The sequence below is a fragment of the Pseudoalteromonas sp. S8-8 genome (genome assembly GCF_000497875.1).
Taxonomy (GTDB): Bacteria; Pseudomonadota; Gammaproteobacteria; order Enterobacterales; family Alteromonadaceae; genus Pseudoalteromonas; species Pseudoalteromonas arctica.
On the sequence record NZ_AUTR01000020.1, the window covers coordinates 26,995 to 49,259 of the forward strand.

Consider the following 22,265-nt stretch of genomic DNA (forward strand, 5'->3'; position numbering starts at 1 on the left):
TCAATTGCATTGTTATGTGAATTCCTATATTGTATACACACTCAAAAATTAACAGTAATTACGTCCCTGTAATTGCTTGTCGTAACTTTCAGGATTGTTGTTAAGTAATGCGAAGCTTAATTAAACCAATTAGCGTAGTTATCGCGCTTTGTAGCACCATGGCAGTAAAAGCCGACACTGTTAGTGAGCTAGAACAACTCGTTAATAAATGGCTACAAATAGAAAATCAAAACACAGAATTAAATACTCATTGGCTTGAACAAAAAAGCAGCATGGAGCAAACCTTAACGCTTCTAAATGCTGAGCAGCAGCAACTTAGCGAGCTTAATCAGCGTAGAAAAAAAAGCACCAGTGAGCTTGCCCAAAAACGCGAACAGCTTGTTACTAAGCAATCAGAACTTGAAAATGAGCAACAGCAATTAAATGATCAACTAGCGCGTATTTCTCAGCAATTACTTTCATTACAAGTGCAACTCCCCCCGCCACTTTTAAGTAGTTGGAAAAACACTAGTGATTTAAGCGACTCACAGCTCAGTACAACTGACAAATTACAAACAGCGCTAAAAATGCTGACTCTACTTAATGATTTTCAACAACGTATTTCAATTCACGAAATGGCTATTAAGCATCCTGACGGGCAAGAAGTGTGGGTAAAGCAGCTTTATTTAGGTGCAGCACAAGCATGGTTTGTAAGCGAAGATTTAAGTTACGTAGGTATTGGTTTTCCAAGTGACTTAGGTTGGCAGTGGGAATTTGACTCAAGCATTAATGCTGAGCAAGTTGCACTGGGTATTGCTGTACAGCAAAAAAAGCGCGCTGCTGATTGGGTAACACTCCCAATATTAAGTTATGTAAATAAAAACCAGCAAGGGGCTAAATAATGGCTACTAACAGCATAATTAAAGTATTTAGCGCCACAGTGTTACTTTTTAGTGCAAACATTTCTTTTGCAGCTAGCAGTGATGATGCTAAACAAAGTATTTTAAGTGATATAAAAACAGCGCAACGTACTCTAAATAAAACTCAAAATAGTATTTCAAAAGAGCAAGCTACCCTTGCAAAGCAAATTTTTACCAAGCAGCAATCGCTCAGTAAATTACGCGAACAAGCCGCAGTTAATCGCCGCCTAGCTGACGAAAACACATTAAGCCTCGATCAGTTACAAACCCGATTAGACACTTGGCAACAGCAGCAGCAATACCAATTAAACTTACTTAGCCGTTTTGTACGCCAAAATACCAGCAATAGTGCGAGCAGTAACGAGTCGACTAATAACCAAAACGAGTTATTAAGCCGCGTTATATCGCAAATTAATAATCAAGAACAGGCACTTTATCCACAGTTTAAAAAGCAATCGGTTGTGCTAAGTAATGGCGAATTAAGCCAAGCTAATACCCTTCAAGTCGGGCCTGTTGCATGGTTTAGTACGCAAACACCTAAACTTATGGGTTTATTAGATTTGGATGATGAATCTAATGCATTAAAAGTAGCGTTAGTACAATCAACAAGTGACGACAACCCACTCGATAATACTTTAAAGCAAAACGGTGTAGGCTCAACATTACTTACTTTTGATCCTAGTTTAACGCACTTAGTAACTAGCCAAGCCCAACAAGAAAGTCCGCTTGAACACCTAGAAAAAGGCGGTTTATGGGCTATCCCTATTATTTTATTTGCCTGCTTTGCACTAACCATTGCGCTATTAAAAGCCGCACAACTACTGCGTTTAAGTAAAATTAAAATGCACTCTCAAATGCAATTACAGCAATTTTTTAAAGCTGAAAATAGCAGTGAATTTGCAGGTATGCAGCAGCAGCTATTTAACTTAACGCTGCAAAGCGAAAAAGGCCAAGTACGAGACGATCAGTTATTTAATCAGTTAATTCACGATAAGCATAAACTCGATAACTTTATTGGCGCTATTGCCGTTACGGCTGCAGTAGCCCCATTACTCGGGTTATTAGGCACTGTTAGCGGCATGATCGAAACATTTAAAATGATGACTTTATTTGGCTCAGGCGACCCAGAAGTTGTATCGGGCGGTATCGCACAAGCACTTATAACAACCGAACTGGGTTTAGTCGTGGCCATACCTGCATTGGTATTAAATGCACTGTTATCGCGTAAAGCAAAAGCGTACTACAGCCAACTAGAAGGCTTTGCATTACAGCTTAGTCAACTAGAAAAAGGAGAAACCAATGTTTGAGAAAATCGTTAGTAACCCTATTTGCTGGTGTATTCTTTTACTCGCTTTATTTGTATACCAGCTGATTTTTCATGACTTGCTGCACCTTAAACAATACCAAGCGCAGCGTAAAGGTTACTGGCAAGAGGTAAGCTCTATTTTAACTGCCGCTCTTCCGCTACTTGGTTTATTAGGTACCATTGTTGGTTTACTTGATACATTTAAAGTAATGGCGCTGGGCCATAACGAGTTAATGAGTGACGCCATTGGTGATGCATTACTAACAACTCAATTGGGCCTTGTGTGCGCTATTCCCGCGTGGTTAATGCAAGCGTATTTAGCGTATTCGCAGCGTAATCCTAAATTACATACGTTAAGTAAACAGTTAGGGTAACACTATGCAATCACGATTAAAGCACAAGCTAGAGCAAGAAGCGGGGCAACATATTGATATGTCGCCGCTACTTGATGTGGTATTTATATTGCTAATATTTTTTATTGTTACAACCGTATTTGTACGCGAAAGCGGTGTTGAGGTTGATAAACCACAAGCCGTATCGGCCAGTCGTCTTGAGCAGCAAGTCATTTTTTTAGCAATAACCGACAACCAACAAGTATTTTTTGATGGTAGCCAAATTGGTGTTGCTGGTGTACGTAGTAGTGTCGAGCAAATGTTAAAACAGCAACAACGCCCTGTGGTAATTCAAGCTGATAAAACAGTACCTACAGAGTTACTTGTTCAAGTAATTGACGAAGCAAAGCTGGCAGGTGCGGCGAAAGTTAACTTAGCTACGAAGCAATAATATGCACACGATTGACTCGCCTCAAAAAACAAAAAACAATCGCCATCCACTTTTTGCATTTGGCCTTAGCCTCATTGTACTTAGTGCTGCATTACTGCTTTTATGGCTTGGGCAACTTGCTGAACATCATATACAAGACAAAGTGGTTGTACGTGAGATTGCCATGGTGGCACTACCACCGCCCCCTCCTCCATCGATATCGCAACAGCAAACAAGTGAGCCAATGCAAAGCTTAGCGGTAGAAGGTGCAGGCGCGTCTATTCAAGCCGTAAAAATTAAGATCAACAGTAATTTAAGTATTGTAAAACCCGATACACCTAGCGTAAAAGTAAGCGCGCCACAATGGCAATCAATGAGTGTAAATTGGGATGCATTTAGCTTAAATCAACTCGATGGTCTCCCCACTTTGCTTACTCCCGTCAAGGCCGTTTTACCAAAAAGCTTAACCCGCCGAGGTGTTGATGTATTTACTGTAAAACTCGATGTATTTATTGATGAAAGTGGCAAGGTAAGTTTAATTGAAGTAGTACAAAATCCATACCCTGAACTTAAACCAGCTATCGACAAAATTATTAAACAAAGCCGCTTTAGTGCACCTAAAAAAGAAGGTGAAACCGTACGCGCTCGCTTTATTTGGCCAATCGAATTTAAACCTTAAGCCTATTAAAATGAAAAACATGAATATATTTAAAACGCTAAAACCATTAACTCGCGCAGTTATCACTACTTTAATGTGCTCATTCCCTTTATTAGGTGTAACTAGCGTGCATGCAAGTGCCATGAGTACGCCTCTAAAAGTAACTTTATCGCCTAGCGATCCAACATGGCAGTTAACTATAAATAATAAATTACTGGGCCCTACAGAAGTTCTGATTGAGCCTAACGAGCGCGGTTTTGCTCGCCAAGTACAACCACTCTTACAAGCCGGTAATTACAGTGAAGTCGCTGCGCTATTTAAAGGCCGTGATATAAGCGAAGATAGCACTGCTTTAAACTTATTACGTGCACAAGTACTGCTTTCAACAAAAGACTTTAACAACGCTGAACTAGCTTACTTAGCGTGTTTAAAAGCCTCACCTGATTTAGTAAAAGCACACCAAGGTTTGAGCCTTTTATACATGCAACAAGCAAAGTATGACAAAGCACAAACACACTTAGTACGCACTATTGAACTTGGCCAAGCTGATGCACAAAGTTATGCGCAACTTGCTTATATACACGTGCAGCATAGCCAACCTTGGAGCGCAGTAGCGGCGTACCGCCAAGCACTGATGCTAGCGCCAAAAACAAGCCAATACCAACAAGGGCTATTGTTTGCGTTAATTGAATCGGGTGATTTAAGCCAGGCAAGTGCATTATTAAAAGAATTACTCAATAAAACCCCTGATAAAGCTGAAATTTGGTTGCAACGTGCACAAATAGCGTTACAACTTGATCAAAAAAAGCAAGCGCTTGCTGCTATTGAAGTGGCCCTAAAAATCAACCCTAAAGATACCAGTAACCAGCTTTTAGCAGCCCAGCTGCATTTAAGTGAAGGTAGCAGTGAACGCGCTGTAAGTTTATTAAAGCAAGGTTTAAAACACGCCACTAAACAGCAGCAAGTTGAGGTTATTAATACCACGATGCAAACTTTAGGCTGGCTTGTATCTCAACAAAAATGGGATTTAGCTAAAGAGCTAATAGGCAGCGCAAAAAGATTAACTAAGCAGCTACCCCGTGATGAACAAGCCCAGTTTTCTGTATACAGCGCACAAATTGCTATGCAACAAGGTAATACTAAACGTGCTCTTAAAAGCTTAAATAATGCACTTAAAATAAACCCGAATTTAGGTGATGCCCTACTTAGTTTAGCGAGTATTTATCGCAGTAAAAGCCAACTTACCCAAGCAAAACTTATGTACGTTCGTGCACAAGCCCTACCTGATTACCAACTATCGGCATGGCTTGGATTATCGCAAATAGCGATTGATTCTAAAGACTACCCGAGCGCGCTAAAGCATCTTAGAAAAGCATTACAAGCTAACCCACAACGCCAGGACTTAATTACTAATATTCGCGCCCTTGAGAATATAGTGCGCCAAGAAGGATAAGTTTAACGCTGTGGTTAAATTTACTTGTAGACGCACAGCTTGCTGGCGTGACGAGCAAAGCTCGTAATTTCTATGTTTTAATGTCTTCTCATTTACTCCTCTTTTGCTTCTCTTTGTGCAATAAGTTTTTAGATAATTTGTTCACAAAGAGGTTTAGAGGGCGCTTCGCTTTAGAGAAACCAATAAGTAAATAAAGTATCAGTTATAAATATTAAAAGCTGCGCTTTTCGCGTGAGCAAGCTCTACGCCTAACGGTAAAATTTGACGCCGTGGTTAAACTGACTTGTAGATGCACAACTTGCTGGCGTGACGAGCAAAGCTCGTAATTTCTATGCTTTAATGTTTTCTCATTTACTCCTCTTTGTGCAATAAGATCTTAAGTGATTTATTCACAAAGAGGTTTAGAGGGCGCTACGCTTTAGAGAAACCAATAAGTAAATAAAGTATCAGTTATAAATATTAAAAGCTGCGCTTTTCGCGTGAGCAAGCTCGTTTACAATATATATTAAAGCGTTACCAGTTTTGCATTTCGACTATGCGCGATTGCGTTCGTGCATATTCAAAGCTCAACTTTTTACCTTTATATAAATGTTCAATGTCGGTTTGCGCATTTATCACTAGCAATTTATGGCAATCGTAAAACTCATCTACTAAGGCAATAAAGCGCCGTGCTTCGTCGTCAAAAGTATGCTCATCAAGTGTTTGTTTTTCGCGTTGGTAGCTATCTTCTATACCGTGAACAATAACTTTACCCGTTGCTTTAACACCCATTTGCGGCACGTTCGATACATATAACACATCAAATTTGGTTGCTAAAAACATATAGTCGTTAGCACTGCGTGGGCCTGAGCATAGCGCCATAAAATCAATCATCAAGGCGTTATCGGCTCTTAATAAATAAGGTAAATCGCGCCCATGCACACTAACTGTATTGCTGCATGTTACAGCCGGATACGAAGCTAAAAACTTACTTTCAAAATCGTGATTTGATAAATTAATAAAATAGTGACGACTGTTTTTACCATATCTAAAGCGGTGATCGTCCTCCCCTGCCACGTTAATTATATGGCAATGGTTATTAATTAAATCAATAGTAGGTAAAAATCGCGCCCGTTGCAGGCCGTTGTAATAAAGCTGCTCTGGCTTTGCGTTCGATGTGGCCACCAGCACAACACCTTGTTCAAACAACGCATTGAACAATCTGGCCATAATCATGGCATCGCCAATGTCGCTCACAAAAAACTCGTCAAAACACAATACACGAATACTTTTAGCCCACTGTTTTGCAATTAGGATTAGTGGATTTTTTTGACCTTGTAGCTGCGAAAGTTGGGTATGCACTTGTGCTATAAAATGATGAAAATGCAGTCGCTGTTTTTGCTCAATAGGTAGGTTTTTATAAAATAAATCCATTAACATGGATTTACCGCGTCCTACGGGTCCATATAAATAAATGCCTTTTATTAAGGGCGCTTTTTGCCACCATGATGTGTGAGCTTGAAGTTGCTCGCTTAGCGTATTTAAAGCTTCCACTGCATTTTGCTGCGCAGCATCAAAACACAGTTCACCTGTGTCTATTTTTGCTTGGTAAAGGCTTAAAATTTGTGTGCTGTGCACTGTCATGGTATTTCACTATCGGCTATAATCGCGCCCATTGTAGCCGACTAAAAATGTGAACCAAAATGAAATTCCCTTGCCGCTTAGATAAATTTATTAGCCACTTAGCCGAAATACCGCGTACCCAAGCTCGCGCGAGTATTAAGCGAAAAGAAGTAAGCGTTAATGGTGAAGTAATCACATCACATAATTTTCAGCTAGCCCAGCAAGATGAAGTACTGCACCAAGGTACGCCTTTGGTATTTTTAGGTAAGCGCTATTACATGCTAAATAAACCTGTTGGCTATGTATGCGCTAACAGCGATGAGCTTCATAAAACCGTTTTTGACTTACTTGATGAGCCAAATATGAGCGACTTTCACGTAGCAGGTCGCCTTGATATAGATACCACAGGTTTAGTTATTATTACTAATGATGGCGATTGGTCACATAAAATTACGTCACCTAAAAGCAATAAATTTAAAACCTACCTAGTAGAAACCCAAGAGCCGATTACCGATGAAGCCCTTGAGCAATTACGAACAGGTGTCATGCTGCATAACGAAAAAGATTTAACTCGCCCAGCTATAGCTGAGAGACTTGCTAATTACGGCCTGCGTTTATCAATAAGTGAAGGTAAGTATCATCAAGTTAAGCGTATGCTTTACGCGGTAGATAACAAAGTAGTTGAGCTGCATCGCGAGCAAATTGCGGAAATTACCCTAGATGAAAACTTGGCTAGTGGTGAATATCGATTATTAACAGCGCAAGAAATTAAGCTATAAAAGTGCTTTAAAGGAGCTAAGGCTTGGATTATTAGTTAAAACAATATAGCCAAACTTTTACTTGAGCCTTTTAACTTGCTCCACTAAAATAGTGCCCTTCCAATTTACTAAGGTCGGCCGTGTTAGTTAACTACAATCCCCCTATGAGCCCCTATTTAACAATACTTTTTCAGGATGACGACTTACTTATCGTTAATAAGCCAAGTGAGTTATTAACTGTCCCAGGTAAAGATCCTAAACATGCCGACAGCTTAATTAATCGCGTTAATCGTGTTTTTCCAACAGCAAGAATAGTGCACCGCTTAGATATGGCGACTTCTGGCATACTGTGCCTTGCCATGAATAAAGCAGCGCACAGACATTTAAGTATGCAGTTTCAAGAGCGCGAAACAGCTAAACGTTACATAGCACGTGTATACGGACAACTTGAAGCTGAAACAGGCTCAGTAGATTTACCCCTTATTTGTGATTGGCCTAATCGCCCTAAGCAAATGGTTGATCACGACAGAGGTAAACCTTCGCTTACGCATTTTAAAATACTTGAGCGTGAAGAAAATGCAACCCGTGTAGAGCTAACCCCCATCACTGGTCGCTCACATCAACTACGTGTGCATATGTTAAGCCTTGGTCATCCTATTTTAGGTGATAGACTTTACGCCCATAAGGAGGCACTTGCTGCTGCTCCTCGCTTACAATTACATGCTCAAATGCTGCAATTGAAGCACCCCGTAACTGAGCAAGTACTTACTTTTGAAGCGGAATTAGAGTTTTAACAGGTTTAAATTTACTAGCTAATTCGCTCTATACATTAAACTTTTAGATAGCCTTGCCGATACCTAACTAATTGTCATTAGTTAGGTGAGTTATGCTATTTCCACGGTTTTTAAACAGGGCTTTTTATATACAGCTCAGCTGTGCGCTACTTTTAGCTAACCCTATCAGCGCGGCAGAACATATTACTCCACCTACTTTTTCAAGTATTGAAAATAGCGACATTGAGCGACTACTTCCAAGCGATGAAATCAAACCAATATTAGCGGGTGAAACAGAATTTTTAAGCCTTTACAGCGAGTATATGAGTAGTAATTTTAGAGGTATAGTAATACTTATACCCGACTGGCATTCTTCACCTACCAATAATTCAGGTATGAGCTACTTGCGCAAAGAGCTTAATAATCTAGGTTACAGCACCTACGCAATGACAGTACCCGACATTGATTGGCAAGCAAGTAAAATGGCAAAAACAACGCAAAATGAGGCTGAAGTTGCGCCTAGCAAAAACGAAGAACCTGCATCACCCGATACAACAAACGCACAACCACAGCCTGCAAAAATAAAAGAAGAACCTCATTACGTTAATGCAATTGAAAAAATAACTGACGACATACTTGATAACTATAAAATAAATCTCATTTCTCGGTTTAATGCGCTGTATCAAACCGCTATGGAAGATTCGAGTAATATAGTGGTTATTGCACAAGGTACAAGTGCTGGTGTGTTGTTGGAGTACTATGCAGATTTTCCGGACGAAAGATTGGATGCCTTTATAAGTTTAAGCAGTTACTTACCTAATACTAAACGTAACGAAAGTTTGAGCCAAACAGCATCACTTGTTACACCCGCCTTACTTGATATTTACTATGCAAATGACAGCACAGACATTTTAATGAGCCTTAAAAATCGTCAGCGCTGGGTTGACCGAAATGCAAAATTTGATTACCGCCAACGCCAGTTGTTTGGCCTGCCCGATCAACCCGATCAACACGCACGCCTAACAAAAGAAATAGACGGTTTTTTACGCCGACTTTTTTAAATACTCATAAGCAGCTTGAATATCTTGGCTCTTTTTAACAGCTAGTTCCATCATGTGTTTTGGCAAACCTTGCGATACTAATTTATCTGGATGATGTTGCGACATAAGTTTACGGTACGCTACTTTTATATCACGCTGCGTTGCATCGCTACTTAAGCCTAATAACGCCAATGCTTGCGCACGGTTCATATTATTATTTGGCGGTACATGGTGGCCAGAACCCTCACGGTAACTACTACTTTGACCTTGGTTTTGTTGCTGCTGATTAAACTGCTGTTGTTGCTTTCTAAAGTTAAACTCTGCTTGGTAGCGCTTTAATACAAATGCAAAGCGTGTTTTAGAAATACCTAACTGTTTACTTACTTCTGCTAATAGTTGCTTTTCTTGTTCGGCTAGCACTCCATCAGAAAACGCCATTTGAATTTGTATTTCTAAAAATAACTGTATTAGATCGTTTCGTTTAGCAAAGCGTTCTTTAAAATCGTATACTGTTTCTTTAAGTGAAAAGTCGCTCTCTTTACCTGACTGAAATGCATGCTGTGCTTCGCGGCGTTCTTCGCCCTTTAAGCCCATTTCATCCATAAACAAGTTAGCCGCTTTTATATGTACTTCGCTGACTCGACCGTTCGACTTCGCAATGTGCCCCATGACAGCAAAGCAGCTTGAAAAGAATAAAGCTTGGCGCTCGTGAACATCGTCACCACTAAATAAGCTAGAAAAGCCGCCTGCTTTATCAAAGTTATTTTTTAAGCTTTTATCAAATAAATGACCTAGGTATAAACCTAAAATGGCACCAAATATTTTGCCAAACATAAAGCCAAAACAAAAACCGAGAATTTTTCCCCACATCTATAATACTGCCTTCTTAAAAATTGAGTTATTACGCCTCAAGGCGCTTGTTTAATTGGTTTAAACGCTCTGGTGTACCAATATCATCCCACTGCCCTATATAGAGCTCAGTTGAGACTAAATGTTCATTTAGCTTTTCACGTAAAATAGGCCCTAAAGGGCGAATACCTTGCGTTAATCCTTTAAAAAAATCAGCCTGATATCTACCAATCCCCGAAAATGTATATTTTTGACTCTCGGCCGATAAATGGCTCAATGCAAAGTCGCCGTTAGGATTATGTGGCGGATTTTCTATAAGCACTATGTGCGCCTCACCGGGTTGTAAATGAATTTGCATTAGCGCACTTACATCATAATCGGTGTATACATCACCATTTACTACAATGAACGAGTCGCCCAACAGCGGTAACGCTTCAATTATACCGCCAGCCGTTTCAAGGCCACCTTCAACTTCTTGGCTATAAAGTATATTTACACCAAATTGGCTGCCATCTTTAAAGTAGTCTTTTATTTTATCACCTTGCCACGCAAGGTTTATTACAATATCGGTAATTTCGGCAGCTTTAAGGTTATTTATATGGTGCTCAATAAGTGGTTTTTCTGCCACTTTTAACATTGGCTTTGGCATATTTTGCGTAAGCGGCATCATTCTTTGCCCGCGCCCTGCAGCTAAAATCATCGCTTTCATGAGCGCTCCTTTGCTAACTTTTCAGTCACTTTTGGCACTATGGTATTTTTTGTCCACTCACTCAATGCTTTAAGCTCTGGGTAATTTGCCGCTACTTCAATAATGTAATCAAGTGTCGGTAAAATATTATCTAAATAACCTGTTTTACCGTCGCGCAAATATAATCGACAAAATATACCCGCAGCTTTTAAATGGCGCTGTAATCCGGTTAAATCAAACCAATATTTAAACTCATCAAATGAAGTATTAGCCAGTAAATTTTGAGCTGTAAATTCTTGATAAGCAAAATCAAGCAAGCTTGTTAATTCTTGTTCAGGCAATTTAAAGTAGCAATCGCGCAGTAGCGATACCAAGTCGTAGCAAAGCGGCCCGCGTACAGCATCTTGATAATCTATAATTGCCCACTGGCCGTTACTGTTCATAATATTACGGCTATGGTAATCGCGATGAACGGTAACCGTAGGTTGCTCACGCATGGCCTTTATTAATAGATCTGAACTTGTTTGCCACATTATTTTTTGTTCTGCACTGAGTGGCTCATTAATAAAGTCACTCACTAACCACTGGCTAAATATATCAAGCTCTAGCTTTATAAAGTCTGCGTTATACGCTTGCATAGCAGAAGCTGCCGGCGTTTTTGCCCACTGAGCACTTAAGCTAATTAGTGCTTGATAGTGCTCGGTGCGGTTTGCATCATCAAGCATGTCAGCTAGGTGCGTACTCCCTAAATCGCTGAGAATAAAAAAGCCCTGCTTTTCATCACTTGCAATAATAGTAGGAAGTAAAAAACCTTGCTCAACAAACACCTGGTTTAGCGAAATATAAGGTTCGTTATTCACTTTTTGCGGATCTGAGTCCATCACTATTAAATGCTTATTATCGTGATTTAAACGGTAATAACGGCGAAAGCTAGCATCACCCGTGATCGCGTTTAAAGTATGCGACTTGGCATTAAGCTGTGTGTTTATAAATTGTTGTAAATTCTCAAAGCGTGTCATTTTATAAGATATCTATTTTTCACTAAGTTAATTAGGTCAATTACTGTAATTGCCATTATTTTCCTTTATTATGTGTATATTATATTAAACACACAGTATTAAGGTCGATAAATGAGCAAAACCTGGGGCATATTGATGCTAAGCGTAGTTAGCGCACCATCGCTTGCCGAAACTGAACTGGCACACAACCTTTGTGGCATTTCAATGCAAACCAGAGCTTGGCAACCACTTGAAGGCCTTAACCTTGGTGAAGTTGATATTCAAGCTGATGATGTTGAGCTACTTGGCACTCAAAGCGCTGAATTTACCGGCAATGTTGATATTAACACCCTTAAGATGAGTTTGTCCGCACAAACTGCGTTGATAGACAAACAGCGTGGTTTATTAAATGCAACGGGGCCAATTACTTATCAAGATTACGTAAGTAAAGTAAACAGCACCGGATTAAATGCCGATTTAAATAATTCAGAAGTCAGTTTGTTAGGCGCCGACTACAGCCTAACCGAACAACAAGGTAAAGGCGGCGCTGAAAAGCTCACTGTTAATCAGTCTGGCCTATTACTCATGAATGCAAGCTTTACTACTTGCCCAAGTGACACCCCAGTATGGGAAATTGAAGCTGACGAAATAAACCTTTCACGCGAAGAAGGCTGGGGCGAAACATATAACGCCGTATTACGTATTCTCGATACACCAGTTTTATATTTACCTTATTTTACATTTCCGCTAGATGAGCGCCGTAAATCGGGTTTACTTACCCCGACTATTTCGAGCTCTGACAAATACGGCCTTGAAACAATTACGCCGTACTATTTAAATATTGCACCTAATTTTGATGCCACTATTACGCCTCGTTATATGTCTAATAAAGGGCTGCAATTACAAACAGAATTTAGATACCTAACAGAGCAACATGAAGGCTTAGTAGGGATTGAATATTTAGATAGTGATGATTCAGAGCCAGACTTAAATGAACGCTACATGTTTCATTGGCAACAGCAAAGCTACCTAGGTGAAAACTGGCGTGCAAACGTTGATGTAACCAATGTAAGCGATGATAACTACATCACCGATTTAAGCTCAAATTATGCCAGTAAAACCGATACACAGCTGTATCGTACTGGCTCACTTACTCATTTGGGTGATACATGGCGCACCGATATTAAAGTACAAAACTTTGAAGTACTGGGCGATCACTTAGAGTCATACACTGCTATACCGCAAGTTAATTTTACGCAAACTGCGCCTTGGCGTTTCGATAATTTTGACTTTAGTGTGTCGGGCGAGATTAGCCATTTTACTAATGATTCATCAGAAGTGGCCATAGACAGCGCAACTCGTGTACACGTAGAGCCAAAAGCCCGCTACAACTACGCAACGCATGCGTGGTCATTTTTATCTGAAGTGAGCTTATTGCAAACTAATTATAAGCAAAGCGGAAACTTAACAGGCACGCAATACAGCGATACCGTATCGCGTACTATTCCTAAAGTACGTTTGTATTCTCAGCTTAATTTTGAGCGCGACGCATCTTACTTTTTTGAAGATGCTATACAAACACTAGAGCCGCAAATTCAATATTTATATACACCTAATAAAGACCAGTCAGACATTGGCTTATTTGATACAACTAAGCTACAAGACGATTATTATGGTTTATTTAGAGACGTGCGCTTTTCGGGTGTTGACCGCATAGCAGCAGCGAATCAGTTTACTTTAGGTGCTACAACGCGCCTATTTGATAAAAAACAAGAAGAAGTATTTAATTTTAGTGCCGGCCAAATATTTTATTTAAGTGATGACGCCAAGCCAACAGAGCAGGGCTTAAACTCAGACACTAATTATAATGCACTATTTGCAGCTCAAACCATGTTACATTGGCACCGCCGTTGGTACCTCGCTGGAGGTATTCAATACGATACAGATGGCAAGCAAATGGTACAGTCAAATGTAACACTTGATTATAAAGGTGATAATAATCAGCTAGTACAATTGAACCATCGCTATGCAAATGATGTCTCAGGAAATACAATCGAGCAAGCAGGTGTATTTACAAGTATTCCTATTAGCGACGAATGGCAATTTATTGCAAGCTATCATCGAGATCTTGAAAACAACAGAAGTATCGAAGTATTGAGCGGATTACAGTATGAATCATGCTGTTGGGCTATCCAAATTACTGGGCACCGCCAAATTGAAACAGATTTAAATCAATCAATAGGCCAAGAACAAGCAACTTTTGATTCAGGTATTAGTTTGAATTTTGTATTAAAAGGACTTGGCAGTAAAAGCCGTTATGATGCACAAAAATTATTACAACAAGGTATTTTTGGCTATCGTAGACCGTATTTTCTTAGTAACTAGTATCACAACAGTACTATCAGCAAGAGTAGTAAAAAGAATATGAATTTAAAAAAATTATTAACATCAGCAGTTTTAAGTGCCAGCCTTTGTCAAAGTGCAATGGCCGCACCAGTAGAAATAGATAAAGTTATTGGCGTTGTAAACCAAGGCGTAATTTTAAAAAGCGAAGTAGACACCATTATTAATCGTGTTAAAAAGCAAGCACAAGAACAAAACCAGCAATTACCAAAAGATGAAACTCTTCGTGTACAAGCTGTTGAGCGTTTAGTAAATCAAGCCCTTATGATACAAATGGCTGAACGTATGGGATTACAAATCTCAGACAGCCAACTTGATCAAACTCTTGCAAGCATGGCACAAGAGCAAGGCGGTACAATTGCCGATTTACGCCGTACTATTGAAGGTTCGGGCGAAAGCTTTCAAGCTTACCGTGAAGAAATTCGTAAAGAAATTACAACGCAGCAAGTAACACGTGCAAGTGTCGATCGCCGTATTTATATTAGCGAGCAAGAAGTTGATAACCTTTTAAAAATTATGGAAACCCAAGGTCAAAGTGCTGAAGAGTACGACATTGGTCATATTTTAATAGATATCCCTAACGATGCGAACGCTGACGAAATTGCTGGCGCAAAAACACGCGCAGATAAAGTTATTGAGCTATTAAACGATGGCCAAGAATTTAAGCGTATTGCTATTTCATCATCAAGCGGCTCTAAAGCACTTGAAGGTGGACAGCTTGGTTACATGGGTATTAACGAAATGCCATCGCTTTTTGCTGAAGCAGTAAAAGGCCAAAAGAAAGGCGCTATTGTTGGCCCTCTTCGCTCTGGTGCTGGTTTTCATATCATTAAAGTACAAGACGTTCGTGGTTTACAAGTTGTAGAAACAACTGAAGTGCGTTCACGCCATATACTAATTAAACCTTCAATTATTTTAAGTGAAGAAAAAGCACGCTCTATGCTTGCTGGCTTTGCAAAAGACTTACGCGCAGGAACTGCTGACTTTGGAAAGTTAGCTAAAGAGTACTCAGAAGATCCAGGTTCTGCACTTAAAGGTGGTGAGTACGATTGGACAGATCCAACTACCTACGTACCTGCGTTTAAAGATACATTGCTTTCTCTTAAGCAAGACGAAATAAGCGAACCGTTTAGAACACAGTTTGGTTGGCATATTGTGCAGTTACTTGGCAAACGTGTAGCTGATAAAACTGAACTAGCTAAACGTAACCGTGCTCATGGCATGTTGTTTAACCGTAAATTTAAGGAAGAAAGTTTTAACTGGCAGCAAGAAATGCGCGAGCAAGCTCACGTTGAAATTTTCCCTATAGACCAATAAATATGACTCTAAGAATTGCTATTACACCGGGTGAACCAGCCGGTATTGGCCCAGATTTGCTACTCACGCTTGCTCAGCAAGCGTGGGACGCTCAACTAATAGCGATTGCTGATGGCAAACTATTAAAAGAGCGTGCAAAGCATTTAGGCTTAACAATAAATTTAATTGAATTTGATGATAATGCCCCCGCCATAGCAGCACCTGCGGGCAGTTTGTATATTCATCAGGTTGATTTAGGTGCGGATGTAGAGCTTGGCGTACTAAACGACGGTAACGGCCAATACGTGTTAGATACCTTGCGTATAGCAAGCGAAAAAAACATGGATGGCACGTTCGATGCGGTTGTTACGGGCCCTGTTCACAAAGGCATTATTAACAAAGCGGGCATTTCATTTAGCGGACACACTGAGTATTTTGCGCAGCAATCAAATACTGCAGATGTGGTTATGATGCTTGCAACTGAAGGTTTACGCGTTGCACTTGTAACCACGCATATTCCACTTGCGTATGTGTCGCGTGCCATTACTCCTGAGCGCTTAACTAAAGTAGCGGGTATTTTAAATCACGACTTACAAACTAAGTTTGGGATAGAAAAACCACGTATTTTAGTGTGTGGCTTAAACCCACATGCAGGTGAAGATGGCCATTTAGGCCGTGAAGAAATAGAAACAATCACCCCAACGCTTGAAATACTTAGAAGCGAAGGGATGAATTTAATTGGCCCACTACCGGCCGATACCTTATTTCAACATAAATACCTATCTGAAGCAGATGCAGTACTTGCTATGTATCACGATCAGGGATTACCTGTGCTAAAATACAAAGGATTTGGTAAATCGGTAAATATTACCCTTGGCTTACCATTTATCCGCACCTCAGTTGACCACGGTACTGCTCTCGATTTAGCAGGGACTGGTACAGCTGACGTTGGCAGTTTTGAATTAGCGATCCGCGAAGCAATTAAGCTCGCCCAAGAAAAAGCACAAAATCAATGACCGATAAAGTACATTTAGGACACCGCGCTCGTAAGCGTTTTGGGCAAAACTTTTTATTTGATGAATCTATCATCGATAAAATAGTCTCTGCGATTGATCCTAAACCAGAAGACAACTTAGTAGAAATTGGCCCAGGCCTTGGCGCAATTACTGAGCCAGTAGCCGACTTAAGCGGCCATTTAACGGTTGTTGAATTAGATAAAGACTTAGCACAACGATTAATTGAACACCCATTTTTGGGTCCTAAATTAACCGTTAACCAAGGCGATGCAATGACGTTTGACTTTGCAAGCTTGGTTCGCGATGACAAAAAATTAAAAGTGTTTGGTAACTTACCTTACAATATTTCGACACCGTTATTGTTTCACCTTTTTGAATTTTCAGATCATATTGAGCACATGCACTTTATGCTTCAAAAAGAAGTAGTAAAACGCATGGTAGCAGGCCCAGGTAGTAAAACATTTGGTCGCTTAAGCGTAATGACTCAATACTACTGTAATGCAATGCCGGTTGTTGAAGTACCACCTGAGTGCTTTAAACCAGCGCCAAAAGTTGACTCTGCTGTTATTCGTTTAATACCTAAAAAGCCAGAGCAACGTACAGCAAAAAGCGTTAAAATTTTAAACACCGTGTGTTTAGAAGCATTTAACCAGCGCCGTAAAACGCTACGAAATAGTTTAGGTAACTTACTTACCGCAGAAGAACTAACTAGCATTGGCATTGATATAACGCTGCGTGCTGAGCGCTTATCTTTACAACAATTTATTGATATAGCTAACTGGATTTATGACAACAAGCAGTAACATTGGATCGCCTGTAAAGGTATCTGTAGAAACATTTTACGTAGAAGGCCAATCTCAACCTGAGCTTGAAAAATACGTATTTGCTTACTCGGTAACAATTAAAAACCATAGTTTATGCAGTGCAAAATTACTGAGCCGCTATTGGTTAATTACCGATGCAAATGGCAAACAAGTAGAAGTTGAAGGCGAAGGCGTTGTTGGCGAAATGCCAGATATTGGCCCAGGCGAAAGCTATAAATACACCAGCGGTGCAATTTTAGATACACCTGTAGGCACTATGCAAGGCCATTACACGTTACGCAACGAGTTTGGCTCTGAGTTTCAGGCGCCTATTAATGTGTTTCGTTTGGCTTGCCCTAACATTTTGCATTAAGCACTTAGATGGCAGATTATGCGATAGGTGATTTACAAGGGTGTTTTAGTGAATTTAACACCCTTTTACAACGGGTTGATTTTAACCCAAGTAAAGATCACCTATATTTAGTTGGCGACATAGTTGCTCGCGGGCCAGACTCCCTAGCCTGCTTAGACTATATTTACCAACACCAAAATAGCATGACCATTACTTTAGGCAATCACGACCTTCACATGGTTGCCTGCTACTTTCTTAACAAACCCACTAATCCAAAAGATAAATTAAACTCAATATTTGAAAGCCCTAAATTGGCTAACTACATCGCTTTTTTACAAACCCAGCCTTTGGCTTTAGAGCTTAAAAAACATAACTGCTTTATATCTCACGCGGGGTTAAATCCCGATTGGTCTGTTGAAGATGCGCTAAAACAAGCTCAATTTGCACAAAGCTGTTATCAATCAAGTAACGCAAAAGCGTTTTTTGAACACATGTACCAGGCTCACCCCGCTAGGTGGTCTAACACCCTTGATGACTTTGCAAAGTTTAGATACATAGTTAATTACTTTACCCGCATGCGTTTTTTAACAAGTGATAACAAACTCGAGCTTAATGCAAAGGGTGCAATAACCGACAGCGAAACTCTCACTCCTTGGTTTAACCACCCCAATATAGCTAAATCTAAACACGATATTATTTTTGGCCACTGGGCCGCACTTGAAGGTAGAACAGGTAATTCACGGGTTCACGCCCTAGATACAGGCTGCGTATGGGGTAACACCATGAGCCTAATGGAGCTGAGTACTAAAAAAGTAATTGTAGAAAATTCCCACCTTTCGTCTAAATAAACTGAAAAAAAACAATACATCTGTTAGATTTATCAATTAATAGTTAAAATTAATTAAAGTAATTGATTTTAATTACTTAACTTATTGGTACAAACGCCGATAAGTCTTAATTGAAGTACTTTTTGAGTGGAAATCTTATGAACCTGACAGTAAGCCAGCGTATTTGGGGTGGTTTTATATTTATCACACTATTATTACTAATAATTGGTGGTAATTCCTTAATAAAAATTGCAAATATTGACCGTTCCACTCAAAAAGTGAACCAACTATCACTCCCAGCATTAAATAAAAGCTCTGAGCTACAAGCCGAATTTATTTTAATGAGTAAAGCCGCACAAGCGAGCTTTTACACTACATCAGCCAATGAGCTTGCACCAATAAAAGCACAGGTCTTTGAGCAAAAACAGCAATTCAACACGCTGCACCGTGAGCTTCAAGATGTAGTAAAAAACGATGCTGCACTTAATCAAAGCAGCCAAAACGTAGAAAAAACCTATTTAAGCTTTTTAAGCACCGTTGAAAATTTATTAGCAGATAAAGGCAAGCAACTAGCATTAAATAAAGCATTAAAAGCACAATTAGAAAACATAGAACTAAGTGCAGAAGATGCTAACTCTGTTGTACTCGACATTATCGACATTGACGGATTTGAACAAAACCACCCTCGCGCTTATCAAGCTGCAAATAATTTAGAAAACAACTTTATGTCGGTAGTTAGTAACAGCACCGACATGCTAACTGTTAAAACGCTTAACACTCTCGATATTGTTAAAAACGAGCAAACGTATTACCTTGAAGAAGTAGTACGCACCGTTGATTTAATTAAGCCAGCAATAGAGCAAACGCATAGCGACTTATATTCAAGCCTAAAAGAATATGTTGATATTTTAGAAAATAACATAAAGGGCAGTAACAGCTTAGCAGCAAACAAAAAACGTTTAATTGATTCGATTACGCTTACGCAATCAGAGCTTGCACAGTCAGAACAAGCCACCAAAATGGCACTTAACCAAATTGACGAACTAGTTAATCAAGCGAGTGACGTTGCGTTTAAATTACAACAAGGTGTGCGCAGCGACGTTGACTCAGCTAATTTATGGACGTGGGTTGGCATGGTTATAGCCACTCTTTTAGCAATTGTGATTGCCATTATTACTGTTAGCCGCATTACTAAACCACTTGCTGAAGTTAACCGAATTTTAGATATTGTTGCCAGTGGCGACATGACACAACGTTTAGACGACAGCGCTAAAGACGAATTTGGCGAATTATCTAAAAGTTGTAACACCTTAATTGATAACTTACGCAGCCTAATTAAAGGCATTATTTCGCGCTCTACTCAGCTAGCTGCAGCATCAGAACAAACATCTGCAATTACCGCAGAATCAAGCCAAGCAATTCGTAACCAACAAGCACAAGTTGAACAAGCCGCCACTGCAACAACCGAAATGAGCAGTACATCGCAAACGGTTAGCAACAGCGCTCAACAAGCACTTAGCGAAATTAAAAACGCTGATAAAGAAGCTGAGCGTGTTAAAGGTATTTCGAATAACAACAAAGCAACGATTGAGCAATTAGCACGTGAAGTAGACGACGCCTCTCAAGTAATTAATAAGCTGCATCAAGATAGCGCATCAATTGGCAGCATATTAGATGTAATACGCGGAATAGCGGATCAAACTAACCTACTTGCACTAAATGCCGCAATTGAAGCTGCACGTGCAGGTGAATATGGCCGTGGCTTTGCGGTTGTAGCAGATGAAGTACGCTCTCTTGCGAGTAAAACTCAAGAGTCGACCCAAGAGATACAATCAATGATTGAGTCTCTACAAACAGGCGCAGAAGCCGCAGTAACTGCTATGAGTAAAGGTAAGCAACGTGCGGTATCGTGTGTTGAGCAAACAGACCTAGCAAGTAGCGCTCTTGATTCAATTACATTTGCGGTTTCGCAAGCTCACGACGTAAGTGAAGAAATTTCGACCGCCGCACTTGAGCAACAACAAGTAGCACAAGAAATTAGCGAACGCCTTGAGTCGATTGTAGCCATCGCAGAGCAAACAGCCGAAGGCGCAAACCAAACCAACATTTCAAGTTCAGAAGTAGCAAAACTTGCCGAAGAGCTTCGCTTGTCGGTAGACGAATTTAAAGTTTAGGTTTACTAAAACGATTAAAAAACCCCGATGGTACTATGCACCATCGGGGTTTTTATTTATCAGGACTTTAAAAGTGAGATGTAAAACTTTGCCTACAACATACACACACCCTATCGATGCGAATTTACTTCGCGATCATCTAACCTAACGTTACCAAATCGAGTTGTAAAACCTCACCTACAATATATGCCACCTGTAGGTGCGAATTTACTTCGCGCTCTTCCAATTTAACTTTACCAAAGCGAGGTAATAAAACCTCACCTACAACATGCACACACCCTGTAGGTGCGCATTTACTTCGCGCTCATCCAACTTAACATTACCAAAGCGATATATAAAACCTCACCTACAACATGCACACACCCTGTAGGTGCGAATTTACTTCGCGCTCATCTAACTTAACTTTACCAAAAGCGAGGTATAAAACCTCACCTACGATATATGCCACCTGTAGGTGCGAATTTACTTCGCGCTCTCTTATTTTGAAATATCTGCTACCTTTAATAAAAGTACTGAAGGCCTGTAAAAATGTATCGTTCAGATTTATTGCGAAAAGGCAGAGTATCATTAACAAATCGATTTTACTCAATCACACTAGTGGCGCACAAAAGAGAAAACATATTTATTTCTATGGATATTAATCGTTTGATAATCACAGAAATGAAAAAGATAGAAACGCAAGAAGCAGCTAAAACAATAGCATTTGTAATTATGCCAAATCATATACATTGGCTAATTCAATTAGGAAATAAAAAAGCGCTGTCCGATGTAATTAAGTTATTTAAAGGCCGTTGTTCTAAAGTAACCCGTGACGACTTAGGTATGTATAAATTATGGCAACGTAACTACTATGATCACATGATTAGAAATGAAAATGATTTACTGAACAATGCTAGATATATTATTGCTAACCCTTTGCGGGCTAAAATTGTCGATAAAATTGCTTCATACCCTTACTGGGATTGTATTTATATAAAATAAAAAGCGAGGTATAAAACCTCACCTACAACATACACACCCTGTAGGTGCGAATTTACTTCGCGCTCATCTAACTTAACTTTACCAAAGCGAGGTATAAAACCTCACCTACAGCATATGCTTCCTGTAGGTGCGAATTTACTTCGCGCTCATCTAACTTAACTTTACCAAAGCGAGGTATAAAACCTCACCTACAACATATGCTTCCTGTAGGTGCGAATTTACCTCGCGCTCATCTAACTTAACTTTATCAAAAGCGAGGTATACAACCTCACCTACAACATATGTACCCTGTAGGTGCGAATTTACTTCGCGCTCAGCCAACCTAACTTCACCAAAAGCGAGGTATAAAACCTCACCTACGATATATGTACTCTGTAGGTGCGAATTTACTTCGCGCTCATCTAACTTAACTTTATCAAAAGCGAGGTATAAAACCTCACCTACAATATATGCTTCCTGTAGGTGCGAATTTACTTCGCGATCATCTAACCTAACGTTACCAAAAGCGAGGTATAAAACCTCACCTACGATATATATACGCCAATTACTAACCACTAATATATCGCTTTTTTCTTCCTTACTTAGGCGTTTATTGCTAACCTCGCGTTAATGTTTTTACTTAAACAA

22 protein-coding genes are annotated in these 22,265 nt (G+C 39.8%); 17 read left to right on the forward strand and 5 right to left on the reverse strand.

The window, feature by feature from the left end; genetic code table 11:
* The first annotated feature begins 107 nt into the window (after nucleotides 1–107).
* Genes L659_RS0105000 through L659_RS0105025 form a run of 6 tightly spaced genes read left to right on the forward strand, consistent with a single transcriptional unit; the run spans nucleotide 108 to nucleotide 5,078 of the window.
* On the forward strand, nucleotides 108–881 hold the full coding sequence (locus tag L659_RS0105000) for a DUF3450 family protein (RefSeq protein WP_024589787.1): 774 nt from the start codon (nucleotides 108–110) through the stop codon (nucleotides 879–881).
* Nucleotides 881–2,206 (forward strand): MotA/TolQ/ExbB proton channel family protein, encoded by a 1,326-nt coding sequence (locus L659_RS0105005; protein ID WP_024589788.1) that lies wholly within the window; start codon nucleotides 881–883, stop codon nucleotides 2,204–2,206. The genes L659_RS0105000 and L659_RS0105005 overlap by 1 nt, the downstream gene beginning before the upstream one ends.
* A complete protein-coding gene (locus L659_RS0105010; protein WP_002960812.1) occupies nucleotides 2,199–2,579 on the forward strand; it encodes a MotA/TolQ/ExbB proton channel family protein in 381 nt (126 codons plus the stop codon). Before L659_RS0105005 ends, L659_RS0105010 begins: the two co-directional genes overlap by 8 nt.
* Before the next feature lie 4 nt (nucleotides 2,580–2,583).
* Complete coding sequence (locus L659_RS0105015) at nucleotides 2,584–2,988, forward strand: ExbD/TolR family protein (RefSeq protein WP_024589789.1); 405 nt, start codon at nucleotides 2,584–2,586, stop codon at nucleotides 2,986–2,988.
* Nucleotide 2,989: 1 nt separating this feature from the next.
* Nucleotides 2,990–3,646, forward strand: a complete 657-nt coding sequence (locus L659_RS0105020) for an energy transducer TonB (protein WP_010555258.1) — start codon at nucleotides 2,990–2,992, stop codon at nucleotides 3,644–3,646.
* Nucleotides 3,647–3,665: 19 nt separating this feature from the next.
* Nucleotides 3,666–5,078, forward strand: a complete 1,413-nt coding sequence (locus L659_RS0105025; protein ID WP_024589790.1) for a tetratricopeptide repeat protein — start codon at nucleotides 3,666–3,668, stop codon at nucleotides 5,076–5,078.
* Nucleotides 5,079–5,591: 513 nt separating this feature from the next.
* On the opposite strand, the gene zapE is transcribed toward L659_RS0105025, so the two are convergent.
* Nucleotides 5,592–6,701: a cell division protein ZapE gene (gene zapE, locus L659_RS0105030; RefSeq protein ID WP_024589791.1), complete on the reverse strand. Its 1,110-nt coding sequence runs from the start codon at nucleotides 6,699–6,701 to the stop codon at nucleotides 5,592–5,594.
* A 59-nt stretch (nucleotides 6,702–6,760) separates the two neighbouring features.
* Here zapE and rsuA point away from each other — a divergent pair, with 59 nt between their 5' ends.
* From rsuA to L659_RS0105045, 3 genes are all read left to right on the forward strand, one after another.
* Complete coding sequence (gene rsuA, locus L659_RS0105035) at nucleotides 6,761–7,459, forward strand: 16S rRNA pseudouridine(516) synthase RsuA (protein WP_024589792.1); 699 nt, start codon at nucleotides 6,761–6,763, stop codon at nucleotides 7,457–7,459.
* A 119-nt stretch (nucleotides 7,460–7,578) separates the two neighbouring features.
* Complete coding sequence (rluA, locus tag L659_RS0105040; RefSeq protein WP_024589793.1) at nucleotides 7,579–8,232, forward strand: bifunctional tRNA pseudouridine(32) synthase/23S rRNA pseudouridine(746) synthase RluA; 654 nt, start codon at nucleotides 7,579–7,581, stop codon at nucleotides 8,230–8,232.
* Nucleotides 8,233–8,324: 92 nt separating this feature from the next.
* The gene (locus L659_RS0105045; RefSeq protein WP_024589794.1) at nucleotides 8,325–9,272 is read left to right on the forward strand and encodes a DUF3530 family protein; all 948 of its coding nucleotides are present in this window, start codon (nucleotides 8,325–8,327) and stop codon (nucleotides 9,270–9,272) included.
* Here L659_RS0105045 and djlA read toward each other — a convergent pair.
* Genes djlA through L659_RS0105060 form a run of 3 tightly spaced genes read right to left on the reverse strand, consistent with a single transcriptional unit; the run spans nucleotide 9,255 to nucleotide 11,807 of the window.
* On the reverse strand, nucleotides 9,255–10,121 hold the full coding sequence (gene djlA / locus L659_RS0105050) for a co-chaperone DjlA (RefSeq protein ID WP_024589795.1): 867 nt from the start codon (nucleotides 10,119–10,121) through the stop codon (nucleotides 9,255–9,257). The genes L659_RS0105045 and djlA overlap by 18 nt on opposite strands.
* A 31-nt stretch (nucleotides 10,122–10,152) precedes the next feature.
* Nucleotides 10,153–10,809 carry an N-acetylmuramate alpha-1-phosphate uridylyltransferase MurU gene (murU, locus tag L659_RS0105055; RefSeq protein ID WP_024589796.1) on the reverse strand — a complete coding sequence of 219 codons (657 nt, stop codon included), beginning with the start codon at nucleotides 10,807–10,809 and terminating at the stop codon, nucleotides 10,153–10,155.
* Nucleotides 10,806–11,807, reverse strand: coding sequence for an aminoglycoside phosphotransferase family protein (locus L659_RS0105060; protein ID WP_024589797.1), 1,002 nt, complete (start codon nucleotides 11,805–11,807; stop codon nucleotides 10,806–10,808). Before L659_RS0105060 ends, murU begins: the two co-directional genes overlap by 4 nt.
* A gap of 111 nt (nucleotides 11,808–11,918) precedes the next feature.
* On the opposite strand from L659_RS0105060, the gene lptD reads away from it, so the two are divergent.
* The 8 genes from lptD (at nucleotide 11,919) to L659_RS0105105 (ending at nucleotide 21,638) form a co-directional block, all read left to right on the forward strand.
* A complete protein-coding gene (gene lptD / locus L659_RS0105065) occupies nucleotides 11,919–14,171 on the forward strand; it encodes an LPS assembly protein LptD (RefSeq protein WP_024589798.1) in 2,253 nt (750 codons plus the stop codon).
* Between the two features lie 39 nt (nucleotides 14,172–14,210).
* Entirely contained in the window at nucleotides 14,211–15,506 is a 1,296-nt protein-coding gene (gene surA, locus L659_RS0105070) for a peptidylprolyl isomerase SurA (RefSeq protein ID WP_024589799.1), read from the forward strand.
* Between the two features lie 2 nt (nucleotides 15,507–15,508).
* Nucleotides 15,509–16,501, forward strand: coding sequence for a 4-hydroxythreonine-4-phosphate dehydrogenase PdxA (pdxA, locus tag L659_RS0105075; protein WP_024589800.1), 993 nt, complete (start codon nucleotides 15,509–15,511; stop codon nucleotides 16,499–16,501).
* Nucleotides 16,498–17,304 carry a 16S rRNA (adenine(1518)-N(6)/adenine(1519)-N(6))-dimethyltransferase RsmA gene (gene rsmA, locus L659_RS0105080; RefSeq protein WP_002960838.1) on the forward strand — a complete coding sequence of 269 codons (807 nt, stop codon included), beginning with the start codon at nucleotides 16,498–16,500 and terminating at the stop codon, nucleotides 17,302–17,304. Before pdxA ends, rsmA begins: the two co-directional genes overlap by 4 nt.
* Nucleotides 17,288–17,677: a Co2+/Mg2+ efflux protein ApaG gene (gene apaG, locus L659_RS0105085; protein ID WP_002960839.1), complete on the forward strand. Its 390-nt coding sequence runs from the start codon at nucleotides 17,288–17,290 to the stop codon at nucleotides 17,675–17,677. The genes rsmA and apaG overlap by 17 nt, the downstream gene beginning before the upstream one ends.
* Nucleotides 17,678–17,685: 8 nt before the next feature.
* Nucleotides 17,686–18,504 carry a symmetrical bis(5'-nucleosyl)-tetraphosphatase gene (locus L659_RS0105090; RefSeq protein WP_024589801.1) on the forward strand — a complete coding sequence of 273 codons (819 nt, stop codon included), beginning with the start codon at nucleotides 17,686–17,688 and terminating at the stop codon, nucleotides 18,502–18,504.
* A 137-nt stretch (nucleotides 18,505–18,641) separates the two neighbouring features.
* Complete coding sequence (locus tag L659_RS0105095) at nucleotides 18,642–20,657, forward strand: methyl-accepting chemotaxis protein (protein ID WP_024589802.1); 2,016 nt, start codon at nucleotides 18,642–18,644, stop codon at nucleotides 20,655–20,657.
* Between the two features lie 528 nt (nucleotides 20,658–21,185).
* Nucleotides 21,186–21,638: an REP-associated tyrosine transposase gene (locus L659_RS0105105; protein ID WP_024589803.1), complete on the forward strand. Its 453-nt coding sequence runs from the start codon at nucleotides 21,186–21,188 to the stop codon at nucleotides 21,636–21,638.
* A gap of 150 nt (nucleotides 21,639–21,788) precedes the next feature.
* Here L659_RS0105105 and L659_RS0105110 read toward each other — a convergent pair whose 3' ends face one another.
* A complete protein-coding gene (locus tag L659_RS0105110) occupies nucleotides 21,789–22,193 on the reverse strand; it encodes a hypothetical protein (protein WP_024589804.1) in 405 nt (134 codons plus the stop codon).
* Between the last annotated feature and the right edge of the window lie 72 nt (nucleotides 22,194–22,265).

Coding starts and splice junctions, on each gene's coding strand:
- L659_RS0105000 (WP_024589787.1), top strand. CDS start 108: ATGCGAAGCTTAATTAAACCAATTAGCGTAGTTATCGCGCTTTGTAGC.
- L659_RS0105005 (WP_024589788.1), top strand. CDS start 881: ATGGCTACTAACAGCATAATTAAAGTATTTAGCGCCACAGTGTTACTT.
- L659_RS0105010 (WP_002960812.1), top strand. CDS start 2,199: ATGTTTGAGAAAATCGTTAGTAACCCTATTTGCTGGTGTATTCTTTTA.
- L659_RS0105015 (WP_024589789.1), top strand. CDS start 2,584: ATGCAATCACGATTAAAGCACAAGCTAGAGCAAGAAGCGGGGCAACAT.
- L659_RS0105020 (WP_010555258.1), top strand. CDS start 2,990: ATGCACACGATTGACTCGCCTCAAAAAACAAAAAACAATCGCCATCCA.
- L659_RS0105025 (WP_024589790.1), top strand. CDS start 3,666: ATGAATATATTTAAAACGCTAAAACCATTAACTCGCGCAGTTATCACT.
- zapE (WP_024589791.1), bottom strand. CDS start 6,701: ATGACAGTGCACAGCACACAAATTTTAAGCCTTTACCAAGCAAAAATA.
- rsuA (WP_024589792.1), top strand. CDS start 6,761: ATGAAATTCCCTTGCCGCTTAGATAAATTTATTAGCCACTTAGCCGAA.
- L659_RS0105045 (WP_024589794.1), top strand. CDS start 8,325: ATGCTATTTCCACGGTTTTTAAACAGGGCTTTTTATATACAGCTCAGC.
- djlA (WP_024589795.1), bottom strand. CDS start 10,121: ATGTGGGGAAAAATTCTCGGTTTTTGTTTTGGCTTTATGTTTGGCAAA.
- murU (WP_024589796.1), bottom strand. CDS start 10,809: ATGAAAGCGATGATTTTAGCTGCAGGGCGCGGGCAAAGAATGATGCCG.
- L659_RS0105060 (WP_024589797.1), bottom strand. CDS start 11,807: ATGACACGCTTTGAGAATTTACAACAATTTATAAACACACAGCTTAAT.
- lptD (WP_024589798.1), top strand. CDS start 11,919: ATGAGCAAAACCTGGGGCATATTGATGCTAAGCGTAGTTAGCGCACCA.
- surA (WP_024589799.1), top strand. CDS start 14,211: ATGAATTTAAAAAAATTATTAACATCAGCAGTTTTAAGTGCCAGCCTT.
- pdxA (WP_024589800.1), top strand. CDS start 15,509: ATGACTCTAAGAATTGCTATTACACCGGGTGAACCAGCCGGTATTGGC.
- rsmA (WP_002960838.1), top strand. CDS start 16,498: ATGACCGATAAAGTACATTTAGGACACCGCGCTCGTAAGCGTTTTGGG.
- apaG (WP_002960839.1), top strand. CDS start 17,288: ATGACAACAAGCAGTAACATTGGATCGCCTGTAAAGGTATCTGTAGAA.
- L659_RS0105090 (WP_024589801.1), top strand. CDS start 17,686: ATGGCAGATTATGCGATAGGTGATTTACAAGGGTGTTTTAGTGAATTT.
- L659_RS0105095 (WP_024589802.1), top strand. CDS start 18,642: ATGAACCTGACAGTAAGCCAGCGTATTTGGGGTGGTTTTATATTTATC.
- L659_RS0105105 (WP_024589803.1), top strand. CDS start 21,186: ATGTATCGTTCAGATTTATTGCGAAAAGGCAGAGTATCATTAACAAAT.